General features: G+C 69.4%; 13 protein-coding genes, 1 tRNA gene and 1 pseudogene. 7 read left to right on the top strand and 8 right to left on the bottom strand.

The window, feature by feature from the left end; all coding sequences use genetic code 11:
- The first annotated feature begins 262 nt into the window (after positions 1–262).
- Entirely contained in the window at positions 263–2,041 is a 1,779-nt protein-coding gene (locus WA675_RS08680) for a TerD family protein (RefSeq protein WP_336083419.1), read from the top strand.
- Here WA675_RS08680 and WA675_RS08675 read toward each other — a convergent pair.
- Positions 2,038–2,643 carry a TetR/AcrR family transcriptional regulator gene (locus tag WA675_RS08675; RefSeq protein ID WP_336083417.1) on the bottom strand — a complete coding sequence of 202 codons (606 nt, stop codon included), beginning with the start codon at positions 2,641–2,643 and terminating at the stop codon, positions 2,038–2,040. The two genes, WA675_RS08680 and WA675_RS08675, sit on opposite strands and share 4 nt — an antisense overlap.
- 89 nt (positions 2,644–2,732) lie before the next feature.
- Here WA675_RS08675 and WA675_RS08670 point away from each other — a divergent pair, with 89 nt between their 5' ends.
- Positions 2,733–4,916 (top strand): MMPL family transporter, encoded by a 2,184-nt coding sequence (locus WA675_RS08670; RefSeq protein ID WP_336083415.1) that lies wholly within the window; start codon positions 2,733–2,735, stop codon positions 4,914–4,916.
- Positions 4,917–4,918: 2 nt separating this feature from the next.
- On the opposite strand, the gene WA675_RS08665 is transcribed toward WA675_RS08670, so the two are convergent.
- Positions 4,919–5,209: a hypothetical protein gene (locus WA675_RS08665; protein WP_336083414.1), complete on the bottom strand. Its 291-nt coding sequence runs from the start codon at positions 5,207–5,209 to the stop codon at positions 4,919–4,921.
- A 158-nt stretch (positions 5,210–5,367) separates the two neighbouring features.
- Between WA675_RS08665 and WA675_RS08660 the strand changes: the two genes are divergently transcribed.
- Complete coding sequence (locus WA675_RS08660; RefSeq protein WP_336083413.1) at positions 5,368–5,640, top strand: hypothetical protein; 273 nt, start codon at positions 5,368–5,370, stop codon at positions 5,638–5,640.
- A 3-nt stretch (positions 5,641–5,643) separates the two neighbouring features.
- Here the strand turns inward: WA675_RS08660 and WA675_RS08655 are convergent, their stop codons facing one another.
- The gene (locus WA675_RS08655; RefSeq protein WP_336083412.1) at positions 5,644–6,132 is read right to left on the bottom strand and encodes an FBP domain-containing protein; all 489 of its coding nucleotides are present in this window, start codon (positions 6,130–6,132) and stop codon (positions 5,644–5,646) included.
- Positions 6,133–6,246: 114 nt separating this feature from the next.
- The gene (locus WA675_RS08650; RefSeq protein WP_336083411.1) at positions 6,247–7,347 is read right to left on the bottom strand and encodes an alkene reductase; all 1,101 of its coding nucleotides are present in this window, start codon (positions 7,345–7,347) and stop codon (positions 6,247–6,249) included.
- A 65-nt stretch (positions 7,348–7,412) separates the two neighbouring features.
- Between WA675_RS08650 and WA675_RS08645 the strand changes: the two genes are divergently transcribed.
- A complete protein-coding gene (locus WA675_RS08645) occupies positions 7,413–7,787 on the top strand; it encodes a MerR family transcriptional regulator (RefSeq protein WP_336083410.1) in 375 nt (124 codons plus the stop codon).
- Here the strand turns inward: WA675_RS08645 and WA675_RS08640 are convergent.
- Positions 7,777–9,018, bottom strand: coding sequence for a vWA domain-containing protein (locus WA675_RS08640; RefSeq protein ID WP_336083409.1), 1,242 nt, complete (start codon positions 9,016–9,018; stop codon positions 7,777–7,779). The genes WA675_RS08645 and WA675_RS08640 overlap by 11 nt on opposite strands.
- Before the next feature lie 122 nt (positions 9,019–9,140).
- Between WA675_RS08640 and WA675_RS08635 the strand changes: the two genes are divergently transcribed.
- The 3 genes and pseudogenes from WA675_RS08635 to WA675_RS08625 all read left to right on the top strand — a co-directional run bounded on the left by WA675_RS08635 (position 9,141) and on the right by WA675_RS08625 (position 10,709).
- Positions 9,141–9,905, top strand: a complete 765-nt coding sequence (locus WA675_RS08635; protein WP_336083407.1) for an ATP-grasp domain-containing protein — start codon at positions 9,141–9,143, stop codon at positions 9,903–9,905.
- Positions 9,906–9,929: 24 nt separating this feature from the next.
- Positions 9,930–10,070 (top strand): annotated as a pseudogene (locus WA675_RS08630) (nitroreductase/quinone reductase family protein); the annotation flags it as partial.
- 348 nt (positions 10,071–10,418) lie between these two features.
- Positions 10,419–10,709, top strand: a complete 291-nt coding sequence (locus WA675_RS08625; protein WP_336083405.1) for a hypothetical protein — start codon at positions 10,419–10,421, stop codon at positions 10,707–10,709.
- Between the two features lie 143 nt (positions 10,710–10,852).
- On the opposite strand, the gene WA675_RS08620 is transcribed toward WA675_RS08625, so the two are convergent.
- The 3 genes from WA675_RS08620 to WA675_RS08610 form a co-directional block, all read right to left on the bottom strand.
- Positions 10,853–10,926: transfer RNA gene (locus WA675_RS08620), tRNA-Ile, on the bottom strand.
- 347 nt (positions 10,927–11,273) lie between these two features.
- Entirely contained in the window at positions 11,274–12,278 is a 1,005-nt protein-coding gene (locus WA675_RS08615; protein ID WP_336083403.1) for a zinc-binding dehydrogenase, read from the bottom strand.
- 89 nt (positions 12,279–12,367) lie between these two features.
- Positions 12,368–12,697: a hypothetical protein gene (locus tag WA675_RS08610; RefSeq protein WP_336083401.1), complete on the bottom strand. Its 330-nt coding sequence runs from the start codon at positions 12,695–12,697 to the stop codon at positions 12,368–12,370.
- Positions 12,698–12,727: the final 30 nt, after the last annotated feature.

The following is a 12,727-nucleotide window of genomic DNA, read 5'->3' as shown; positions in this document are numbered from 1 at the left end:
AAGTCCGCCACCTCCCGCACTCCCAGCCACCCGGCACAACCCGAAGTCCGCCACCTCCCGCACTCCCAGCCCCGCACCCGCGACCCCGAGGAGCGGCGGCGCGCAGCGCCGGTCGCGGCCGGGTCGCCGGTCAGGCGCCGTTTCGTAGGCGACGAAGGAGCAAGAAACGGCGCCTGACCGGCGGCCCCCCCAGGGGCCGCGACCTCGAGCGCGCCAGCGCTCCAACAATCCTGTCGGATCAGCGTGGCATCATGCGGGGACCATGGAAATCCGTAAGGGCGCCCACGCGCCGGTGCCGACATCGCTTCTCGCCGTGGTCCTTTCATGGCGTTCGGCGCATGCTGTCGACGCGCATGCGCTGCTGCTCGACGAGTCGGGCCTGGTCCGCGGCGACCGGGATTTCGTCTTCTTCAACGCCCCGCGGCACATCTCGCAGGCCGTGACGCTGAACCAGCAGCCCGCGCCCGGTACCGCCCGGCTGAGTGTGTCGTTGCCGCGCACCGAGGCCGAGGTGGCGCGGATCGTGGTGAGCGCGTCGCTGGACGAGGGCACTTTCGACCAGCTCACCGAGCTGACGCTGACCGTGCACGCCGCCGACGGCCCGGTGGTCCGGTATGTCCTCGACGGCATCGAGCGGGTGCAGGCGATGATGTTCGGCGAGTTCTATCGCCGGGACGGGCAGTGGCGGTTCCGCGCGATCGGCCAGGGGTGGGTCGGCGGATTGCCGGGGCTGGCGACCGAGTTCGGGGTGACGGTGGCGGAACCGGCCGCGCGCCCGCGCCCGGTGGACGACGAGTCGGAGCTCCCGAGGCGTCCGGAGCGGGTCGAGGCAGCGCGTCCCGCCGAACGGTACGCCGGTGCGTCCTCGCGGTCCGGCGAGTCCACGACGGACCACGAGGACGCGCACCGCACGCCGTCGTCCGGCCGTGCCCCCGCCCTGACCCGCCGCGTCATCGATGTTCCCCCACCACCCCCACTGGACCCCGACCACGCCGACTGGCACCCCGACCCCGAATCCCCCGGGCAACTGCGCTGGTGGGACGGCACCGAGTGGACCGACAGCACCCACCCACATGTCGCCGATCACCGTGCCCGCTGCCCGCGCTGCGGTCATGTCCTGCGGCGCAAGCTGTTCGGTGGGCACGGCCCCTGTAAGCGGTGCGCCGAGGAGGTCGAGGAGTTCCTCACCCACTGGCGCACCCGCGCGCGCCGGGTGCTCACCGGCCCGGGCACCCAGTCGGAGGACTGGATCGAGGTGTGGGCGGCGCTGCGGTTCCAGCGTATCGACGAGGAACGCGGCCGGGTGGTGCTGCGCGAGGCGGGGCTGACGCAGGTGGAGCGGATGGTGGCCTTCGCCTTCGCCGACGGCGAGGTGCTGGCCGAGGAGCTCGACGCGTTCGAGCATGTCGTGAGTGAGCTGGCGCTCAACGGCGCCGTCGTCGACGATCTGCGCCGCCGGATGCATCGCGGCCGCACCCTGTCCCGGCTGCGCTCGGGCGAGCTGCCCACCGTCGAGACCCCCGGCCTGCATCTGGATCCGGAGGAGCGGGTGCACCTGGACCTGCCCGCCGTGCACGTCCGCATGCTCGCGCGCGGCCCACGCAATACCGAGGGCAGGCTCATCGCCAGCACCAAGAAGCTGCGCTTCGTCGGCGACGGCACCGGCATCGAACTGCCCTGGAACCGCGTGGTCTCGGTGCATCCCGAGCACGGCACCGTGGTGCTCGCGGCGACCTCCGCCCGCGGCGGTGCCACCTTCGGTGTCGCCGATCCCGACTATGTCGCCGCCGCGCTGGAGGGCGCGCTGCGGGTGGCCAAGCGTCTGGTCCTCACCCCGGGCCAGCGCGACAGCCGCAGCATCCCCCAGGACGTGAAAGCCCAGGTCTGGCAGCGTGATGGCGGCGTGTGCGTGGAGTGCGGCGACGGGCACTACCTGGAGTTCGACCACATCATCCCGCTCAGCCGCGGCGGCGCGACCAGCGCGACGAACCTGCAGATCCTGTGCCGCAACTGCAATCGGGTCAAGGGCGCCCGGATCTAGGCCGGGCGTCCCGCGCGCGAGAGCAGATACGAGCGCAGCACCAGCCGCAGTTCCGCGACGAGCGCGGGCCGCCGCTCCGCGTCGGCCTCGACGATCAACGGCATCATGCCGCGCACGAGCTGGATGGCCACCGTGGTCGCGCACTGCCGGTCCTCGGGACCGAGCTCGGGGAACGCGGCGCCGAGCAGCGCCTCGAAGCGCGCGTGCAGAGCACCGTAGGCGGGGGCGACCGCCGCGCGCAGGGTCGCGGGCATGTCGGTGCGCGCGAACAGCGCCTTGAAACCCGGATGGGCGAGATTGAACTCGACGAGGGTGCCGAGCACGCGGGTGAGCAGGGCGTCGAAGTCGAGCCCGTCGGACTCGTGCGGCACGTCGCCGCCGAGCACGCCGAGCTGCTCGCGGTAGAACTCGGCCAGCGCCGCGGCGATCTCGTCCTTGTTGCGGAAGTACTGATACAGCGAGCCGGGTGAGATGCCCGCCTCGGCCGCGACGGCATTGGTGGTGGTCCCCTCGTAGCCGCGTTCGGCGAAAACCGCTGCGGCCGCGCGCAGGATCTCCTCCATGCGGCGGCGGCCTCGTTCCTGACGGCGCACCTCGGACATGTTCCTCCTCTTGAAAATGCGAGCAGCTACTCGTATTCTCCAATGCGAGCGCTCACTCGCATTTTTCGCAGACTAACAGAGGAGCCGCCGTGCTCGGATCATTCCTCACCCGTCGCCCCCGCGCCGTCCTAGCCCTGTCCCTGGCCGTGTTCACCCTGTTCCTCGCGCTCGCCGCGGGAGCGCTGAACAGTTTCGCGCTCAACCGCTTCGAACGCGAGGACTCCGAATCCGCGCTGGTACGAAAAGAACTCATCGAGAACTTCGCCACCGGTAGCCCGAATGTGGCGATCCTGCTGACCGCCACCGACGGCGATGTCCGCGCCGGTCGCGCCGCCCAGATCGGCACCGAGCTCACCAGCGAACTCGCGGGCTTCCCCGGCGTACTCGAGGTCCGCTCGTTCTGGCAGCCCGACGCGCCCGCCACCCTGGCGAGCGCCGACCTGCGACACGCGCTCGTGCTCGCGGTGGTGCCCGGCGACGCCGACCACGTCCGGCGCGCGGTACTGCCCGCCATCGAGTCCGGACTGCTCGCCGAGACCGATCCAGCGGTGACCCTCACCCTCGGCGGCGGTGACGAGGTATTCCGCGATGTCGCCGAGCAGGCTTCGGCCGACTTCCTGCGCGCCGAACTGATCGTGCTTCCACTGGTTCTGCTCCTGTTGTGGGCGGTCCTGCGCCGCTGGTCCCTGGCCCTGGTGACGCTGGGCATCGGCATCTTCTGCGTGGTCGGCACCCTGGCGCTGCTGCGCGTGGCCACCGCGTTCACCGAGATCTCCACCTTCGCCGCGAATATCGCACTGGTCATGGGCATCGGCCTCGGTGTCGACTACGGGCTGTTCATGATCTACCGGTTCCGCGAAGAGCTCACCGGGGGCACCTCGGTCGACACCGCGGTGCGCCGCGCGCTCGCCGGTGCCGGGCGCACCATCGCGTTCAGCGCTGTCACCGTCGGGGCGAGCCTGGCGGTGCTGCTGGCCTTCGGGTTCCCGTTCCTGTCCTCGTTCGCCTACGCGGGCATCGCCGTCGCCATGGTCGCGGTACTGGGCGCGACCGTACTGTTGCCGGTCGCCCTGCGCCTGCTCGGACATCGGGCCCTGCCCCCGCGACCGGCCGCCGATCCCGAACGCGGGTTCTGGTCCCGCACCGCGAACACCGTGCTGCGCAGACCGATCGCGACCGGCGGGACAGCCCTGCTCGTCCTGCTCGCGCTGGGCGCCCCGGCGCTGGGCGTGAACTTCGGCGCGCCCGACGACCGCGTGCTCGGCGGCGAGCATCCCGTGCGTTCGATGTACGACACGATCCGCGCCGATTTCGACACCGAGGAAGCCGACGCGCTGCAGGTACTGATCCGGCGGTCCGATCCAGACGAGGTCGCGGGGTACGCGGCGAGCCTGTCGACGGTGGCTGGGGTGTCACGCGTGGATTCGGCGGCCGGATCGTTCACCGGCGGTCGTGCGACGCCGGGCCCGTCGCCGGTGAATATGTCCGCCGACGGCGCGACCTGGCTGCGCGTCGTACCGACCGGCGATCGCCTCGCTGCCGACCCGACCGGCCTGGTCGCCGAGATCCGCTCGGCACCCGCACCGTTCGACGTGATGGTGGGCGGTTACCCGGCCGAACTCGCCGACTACCGCGACGGCATCAGCGCCCGGCTGCCCTTGGTCGCGGTGCTGATCATGCTGGTCACCTATGCCGTGCTGTTCCTGATGACCGGCAGCGTGCTCGCCCCCTTGAAGGCGGCGATGCTCAATATGCTCTCGATGACGGTCATGTTCGGCGTGCTGGTGTGGGGTTTCCAGAACGGCGCCCTGGCCGGGATTCTCGGCTTCTCCCCCACCGGCAGCATCGAACCCAGCATCCCGATCCTGATGTTCTGCGTCGCCTACGGGCTGTCGATGGACTACGAGGTGTTCCTGCTGGCCCGGATCCAGCAGGACTACGACCGCACCGGCGATCCCATCGGCTCCATCGCGCGCGGTGTCGGACGCTCGGCACCGCTGGTCACGGCCGCGGCACTGATCCTGGCCGTCTCGTTCGCGGTGTACAGCACCGGTGACGTGGTGTTCCTGCAGCAGCTGGGAATCGGGATGGCGATCACCGTCGCGGTCGACGCCACCCTCGTGCGCGGAGTGCTCGTCCCCGCGTTGATGCGACTGGCGGGCCGGGCGAACTGGTGGGCGCCGCGACCGTTGCGCGCGCTGCACGACCGGATCGGCTTCCGGGAGACGCCGCCACCCGGTGCGGCACCCACCCGCGTGGGACTACCGGTGTGAACTCAGCCCAGGATCGCGTTCATGATCGTGCCGCCGCTGGTGGCCACGACACCACCGATCATGGCGCCCGCGATCATCTTCGGCGACTCCATGGAACTGCCGCTCCACTTCTCCCAGGCGAACTTTCCACCGGCGACGGTGATGGCGAGCACGCCCGACAGGATCATGAACCAGGTCAGGTACTGGACCATCTGCATGATCTTGTCCGAGAGCGGCGGCGCCTCCGGCGTGGGATTGCCGACCTGCGCGAACGTCGTGACGGTGTCGGCCATCGACGTCAGAATGATGCTCATAGCCTGCTCCCCTTGGTCGCGTGATGCGAACTACGTTCCAGCACTGTCGTATTCGAACGATTCCAGGATACGGGCCCGGACCCCCGGCATACCAACAAAACCGATACCATCACCTCAGCAGTTGGCCGCCGTTCCCCCGAGTCACCAAGTGAGCAGACATGATTCTTGCCGTCGTCACCGATACCTTGGCGCAGATCGGCAATCCGACACCCGAGGCACCCCCGATGTCGGAAAAAATCCTGCAGCTGGTGCGCTACTTCACCTGGTTCATCCTGCTTTCAGGCGTGATCGCGATCACCTACGCGGGCGGAAAGTTCGCCTGGGAGAAGTGGACCGGCGGCGGGCTCGAGTCGCCGAAGATGATCGCGGGCGCGATGATCGGCGGCGCGGTGGCCACCAGCGCGGGCACCATCATGAACGCGATGCTGTAGCGGTCAGCGCAGCAGCCGGTCGACGAACGCGAACAGGTTCTCCCGCACGCGCCGCGCCTTCTCCTCGGGTGTCAGATCCTCGCGGTAGCGGCTGCCCAGCGCGGGCCGCTTCTTGTTGCGCGCGTACAGCGAACAGGCCAGATCGGTGCAGATGAGGGTGCCGACGGTATTGCCGCGCCTACCCGATTCCCCGGCCTTGGCCGCGGTCATCAGCGAGACGCCGCCGCCGGTGTGGGTGGTCAGGCAGATCGTGCACATCTGGGTCTTGCCGGTGCCGCCGGTCTCGTGGCGCAGGGCGATGCTCACCAGCTCGCCCTCGCGCGGGACCGAGATGTAGCAGCGGCCCGCGTAGGACGGGTCGGTCCAGCCGAGGAAGTCGAGGTCTTCCCAGGGGCGATCGGCCAGGTCACGCGGGACGGTGAGGCGTTTGGCGTCGCCTTTCGAACAGTTGACGAACGACGACCGGATCTCACGTTCGGTGACGGGTTCCATGGCGGTCCTTTCAGCGTGCCGGGGCGCAAACGGTAGACACGCTAACGATCCCCCGGGGCGCCGACAACTGGTTTTACCCGCCGCGGCGCGTCCCGGGTGAATGCGCGAACCGGCTCACCGGGCGGGTTCCAGCACCGGGTAGTCGGTGTAGCCGGTGGCGTCGCCGCCGTAGAAGTACTCGTCGCGGAACGCGGTGACGGGCGCGCCCGTGCGCAGGCGGGCGACCAGGTCGGGGTTGGCCAGGAAGGGCCTGCCCAGCGAGATCAGGTCGGCCCCCGCCGCGAGGAGCCGGTCGGCGGCGGCACGACCGCCGTCGGCGGGCAGCGGCGTACCCCAGCCGAGGACGGGGTTGGCGATCAGCGGGCCGGTCCAGTCCCGGCGGATGCGCTGGAAGACCGTCGACTCGGGATCGGCGAACACCACGTGCAGGTAGGCGAGCCCCCGCCCGTCCAGTTCCGCCACCAGCGCCGCGTACAGCTCGTCGGTATCGGTCTCGGCGATCGCGTTGGCGCCGACCCCGGGCGCGATCCGCACGCCCACCCGCTCCGGGCCGATCGCGGCCGCCACCGCCGCCACGACCTCGACGGTGAAGCGGACGCGGTGGGCGATCGATCCACCGTAGGCGTCGGCGCGCCGGTTGGTGTTGCCCGCGAGGAACTGGTGCAGCAGCATGCCGTTGGCGCTGTGCACCTCGACCCCGTCGAAGCCCGCGTCGACGGCCCGGCGGGCGGCGGCGGCGAAGTCGGCGACGGTGGTCTCGATGTCGTCGAGGGTCATCTCCCGGGGTACGACCGGGTCCTTGGGTCCCGTCGCGGTGCGGATCGGGTCGGGCAGCGGGATCGGCGACGGGGCGAGCGGCACCTGTCCACCGTTGTCGGGATGACCGACACGACCGCCGTGCTGCAGTTGCAGGAAGGTCCGTCCGCCCGCGGCGTGCACCGCCTCGGTGACTCCGCGCCAGCCCTCGACCTGCGCGTCGGTGTAGATCCCGGGGATACCGGCGAAGGTGGTGCCGACCCGGTTCGGCGTGGCCGCCTCGGCGATGATCAGACCCGCGCTCGCGCGCTGCGCGTAGTAGGTGGCCATCAGCTCGGTCGGGCTACCGTCGGCGGCGGCGCGATTACGCGACATGGGCGCCATCACCAGGCGATTGGGAAGGTCGAGCGCGCCGAGTGTGGTGGGGTCGAAGAGGCTGGGGTGTGCGGTGTTCGTCATGCGAGTACGGTAAAACGTGACATCGGTGTGAAGTTCAAGTCCGAACGGGAAAGGCCTGGTGGCACATGCGCATCGGGGAACTGGCGGCACGGACCGGGGTGAGCGAACGGTCGCTGCGCTACTACGAGGAGCAGGGTCTGCTGGCCTCCGAGCGCACGCCCGGCGGGCATCGCGATTTCTCCGAGCGGGCGGTGGATCGGGTCATCCATATCCAGGAGCTGTACGCGGCGGGGTTGTCCAGCAAGAAGATCGGGCAGATCCTGCCGTGCATGCGGGACGCCGACGGCCGCGCCAACGAGCGCGCCACCCCCGAACTGGTCGACGAACTGCGCGTCGAGCGCGAGCGGATCGACCGCACCATCGCCGACCTTCTGCGCTCGCGCGAGGTGCTCGACGAGGTGATCAGCCGGGCCGCCGAGAGCCTGCCCGCTACGGCCTGACGATGCCCGCGGCGCGGGCGGCGCGCAGCCAGTCGGGGAATTCGCCGAGCAGGCGGCGGTAGAGCTCGGGGTCGTCGACGCGGTCGATGTCGTCGAGGGCGAAGAAGCCCGCGTTGTCCACGACGCGGCCGTCGAGGTCGTCCAGGGTGCGCAGCACGCCGAAGCTGGCCGTGCCCAGGCCGATGAACTGCCAGAAGGCGGGCAGGTGGGCGGCCTCGCGCATGAGCGCGGCGATCTCGCGCTTCTTGGCGAAGCCGCCGTCGGTGAAGAACAGCACCAGCGTCGGGGCGGGGCTGGCCGCCAGGGTGTCGATGATCGCGCGCATGATCGGCAGTTCGTCGTTGCGGCCGCCGAGACTGTCGTAGTCGATGCCCTCGTGGGTGCCGGTCAGGTGCAGATAGGTGCGGGCCCACTGCTCGCCGCCCGCCACCGTGATATCGGGTAGCTGGGCGTAGCGCAGCGCGTAGAGGTAGGCCTCGAGGGTGCCGTCGTCGTCGAGCTGGGTGGCGACCGGGATCATCCGCTCGACCACCCGGTGCACCGTGCCGCCGCGATAGAGCTTCTGCATGCTGCCGGTCTTGTCGATCACCAGCACCACCCGCGCCCTGGTCCCGAAGGCGCTCTTGTCGATGAGCACCTTGGCGACCTCGCGCTTGCGCAGATCCAGCACCTGCTTCTTCTCGAAGCTCAGCGCCGCCTCGCCCGGCACGGTCCGCACCTCGGGCGCGGCCACCGGTGCCGGTTCGTCGTCGACGGTGACGCCGTGGTCGGTCACCAGATCGGCGAACCCACCGGCGTACCCCTGCCCGACGGCACGCACCTTCCACTGCGCACCGCGCCGGTACAACTCGACCGCGATCACCACCGACTCCCGGTCGAGGCCCTCGATCGCGTACTCGTACAGCACATTTCCCGCCGCGTCGGCCACCGAGGCCACCGGCGCGGCCGCACCGCCGAAGGTCTCGCCCTCCGTCGAGGCGGTGATCACCGCCCTGATCTGCGCGATCCCGGCGGGCACCGCGCCGGTCGACACCTCCAGCGCCGCGCCGTTCCACCGCACGCCCGGCGCCTGCGGCTGATTGAAGAACACGAAATCGGCGTCCGAGCGCACCGTGCCCGCCTCGGTCACCAGCAGCGCCGACAGATCCGCCGCCACCCCACCGCGCACCGCCAGCACCACCTCGGTGGCCGCCAGCGCGGCGTTCTGTCCCTTCACCAGCACCGCAGCCACTGTTGTCTCCTCATCGCGTTCGGCCGTAACGCACCACACCCTAGAGGCATCCGCGGGTGCGCGGGGCGGACCGGATGCCGGAAACCGCGCCGAACCGGCTGCGCGGGTGCATGATTGAGGTGATGCAATTCACCACCGCGTTTGTGCAGTACGCCGGGTCGGGACCGATGCGGCACGAAGAGTCGATGCTGGTCGAGGTACTGGGACGGCTCGACATCCCCGTGCGTCACTACAGCCTCAACCGGGTCCGGCGCGGGCAATTGCCGCTGGGCCCAGGAACGTTCATCGCCGGTGATGTGGATGCCATGCACGGCGCCATGCGCCAGTTGCGGATCCCGATCCCCGCCCCCGACGACTATCCCGAGGTGCTGCGCCCCTATCTCCGGCGCCGGGTCTGGACCTCGACGCTGGGCGAGGTGGAGCGCGGAATGGACAGCGGCTCACTGCCCCCGCTGTTCGTGAAACCGGCGTACCGGCGCAAGAGTTTTCCGGGCACCGTGTGCTATTCGGATCGCGATTTCGCGGCGTTCGGCCATGTCAGCCGACGGCAGCCGGTGCACTGCTCGGAGGTGGTCAGCTGGGTCTCGGAGTACCGCGTCTACGTCTCGCGCGGCCGGATCCTCGCCGTCGACCACTACGCGGGCGACCGCACCCGCCGCCTCGATCGCGGCACCGTCGAATCGGCCGTCACCGCCCACCACCGCGCGGGCACCGCCCCCAGCGCCTACGCCCTGGACTTCGGCATCCTCGCCGACGGCAGCACCGCCCTGATCGAAGCCAACGACGGCTTCGCCCTCGGCGCCTACGACATCACCCCCGACCTCTACACCGAACTCCTCATGCGGCGCTGGCGCGAACTCCTCGACCGCCGCTGGAATCCGGCCTGAACCGAGTCGAGGGAGGACCATGGCCGCGTGCACGCCCGCACCGCCACCCCCGAAGAACGCACCCACCTCTGGCCCCACCTGATCGACATCTTCCCCAGCTACGCCACCTACCAACGCACCACCACCCGAACCATCCCGATAGTCCTGCTGACTCCCCGTCGTTGATATCGCGCCGACGGCGCCTATCCGCACACTGTCACCATCGACCGATCAGCCCGGTGGGCCCTACCCCGATCGGGAATGTGGGCTACTTCATACGGATAAGCGCGCCTTCCGGGACAACGGATTCACCTGGAACAGAGCATCGCGAGAAGAAATTCTGAGACCGTTAGGTGTCACTCGAACCTGCGGCCAGCGGACTATGAGATCGAACACTTTCAGCGCCGCACTGACCTACGAATGTACTGCTGGCAGCGGAGTATTTGAACACATATCTGTCACCACTCGTGACGCCCTGGTCCTCGACTCGTTCAGCTGATGCGAGAGGCTGGATCCTGAGAGCGGGGAGCGCAGATGGCAGGCGAAAACGACTGGTACTGGGACGAAGACGAATACATCGAGTCGTTGACGGGCGAGCGGCGGCGCTACGCATGGGTGTTGGAGCGGTTCGGAGGGGTGGCGCCAGCAGAAGCCGAGGCACAGGCAGTCGATTTCTACCGCTACGAGGAGCCCGGTGAAGCGTGCCGGGGCCTGATCTTCCACGACGAGGCATGGCATTGGGCGATGCTGCGTTTGTACGGCAGCTACTGGCTGACCCATTCGGAACTGGCTGAGCCGTCCGATGAGTATCGAGCCATCGATTGACGTTCGGATACGGACGACCCTGACGGTCCACCACAATCCTCCCATGGGCTCCATGGAGGTCGATAGTCTGCTGGTGCACATGCACTGCGCCGGATTAAATCGGCTGTAGCTTGACAGCGTTTCCGCTGGTCAGAGGGGGAAAGTGGGGCGGGTGGGGCTCGAACCCACGACCAGCGGATTATGAGTCCGCGGCTCTAACCGACTGAGCTACCGCCCCTGGCCGCGGGTGTCCGCGGGCGTGTCGGATGGTACCCGGTGGGGTGTGGGGTTGACCAGTTGTGCGGGGTGGTCGGGGCGACCGGGCCGGGCTGTCGTGGGACGATGCGACGGCCCGGTCGCTGGGGGTGGTGGGTGATGCGGGGGGTGCGGGTCAAGCCCTGTCGGCTGTCTGACGCGGAGATCGTGCGCGTGCGGCACGGTCGCGTCGTTCGGTCGAACCCCCCGGGTTGCTGGCTACTTTGATCACTCCGACAACCAGCAACAGAACAGCAGCAATCACTGCGATGACAATTATTCCCTGCACACTATGAACTTAACGCGTATTCCCTTGCGGCGCTGAACAAGTTACAATCGCGCGTCGATCGTCAAGAGTGTGCGGCCGAGTGCGGAACGGTTCTCGATGGAACTATGCGCATCCCGAACACGGTCGAGCGGGAAGGTCTGGCCGACAATCACTTCGAGGCGCCCGGCCGCCACTTCGGATTGCGCGCGACGGGCCAGCGCGGACCAATCGATCGGCGCGCCGACCACATCGAAGAGACCCAGCACGGTCACCCCCCTGGCCGCGGCGGCCTCGGTGCCGTCCGCGACGAAATCGCCCGCCGCGGAACCGTAGCCGAGGAACACGCCGGTGTCCGCAGTGGCGGTGAGGGCTGCGGCGCCGAGCGACGCGCCCGCCCCGTCGAACACGATATCGGCTCCGCCGCCGGTGATCTCGCGCACCTCGTCGGCCCAGCCGTCGGCCGAGTAGTCGACCACCGCCGTGGCGCCCAGGCGATGAGCCAGCGCGAGCTTGTCCGCGCCGCGGGCGGCCGCGATCACCTTGGCGCCCGCGGCGACGGACAGCTGGGTGAGCAGGGTGCCGAGTCCACCGGCGGCCGCGGTGACGAGCACCCAGGCGCCGGGTCGCACCGCCGCGCGATCGAACACCGCCAGGGCGGTGCGCCCGTCGTGCGACAGCGCGACCGCCTGCTCGACACTGACCCCCTCGGCGATCTCGACCAGCGTGTCCGCCTTGGCCAGGGCGTGCTCGGCATACCCGCCGGTGGGGACGCCGCCGCCGATGCCGCTGGCCGCGGTCTGGCTGACCACGCGCCTGCCGATCCAGCCCGGATCGACCTCGGCGCCGACCGCGCGCACCACGCCACCGATCGCCCCGCCCGGCACATACGGCAGGCTCAGGGCGAAGAAGTCCAGCCCCCAGCCGTTGCGCAGCCGGGTGTCGAGGAACATCACATCGGCGACCTCGACGTCGACGAGCACCTCCCCCGGACCCGGTTGCGGCACCGGCACTTCCCGCACCTCGAGCACTTCGGGACCACCGAATTCCTTGACCTGTACGGCACGCATCGCGACTCCTTCGTGGTGTTCTCCAACGCGTCCAGCATGAAACCTGAAGGGAAGTTCAGGTCAACCCCGGTATGACATGGCTCACACCGTCAGGAACCGCCACCACAACTGCTGCTGCTGCTTCCCCCGCCGCAGCTGCTGCCCCCACCGCAACTACTACTGCTGCCCCCGCCACCGCAGCTGCTCCCGCCGTGGTCGTTACCACCCGCGCACCCGGCACCCGGGTAGTCGGACCCGCTGCCGTGCGTCCATGGCTGCCCCGAACCCGGATCGAAGAACCCGGCCGACGACCCGGCGGCCCAGCGCCGGTCGAACGGCGGCGTCGGCGGCCGGGTCGCCTGCTTGACCACCACCACGATGACGGCCACCACGCCGGAGATCATCAACGCGAAGAACAACAGCACGATCAGGAGCACCATGCCCGCAGGCTAACCCGTCCCGCTTACAGT

It is taken from the genome of Nocardia sp. SSK8 (genome assembly GCF_037034205.1).
Taxonomy (GTDB): domain Bacteria; phylum Actinomycetota; class Actinomycetes; order Mycobacteriales; family Mycobacteriaceae; genus Nocardia.
This window is presented reverse-complemented; position numbering and strand designations above follow the sequence as displayed.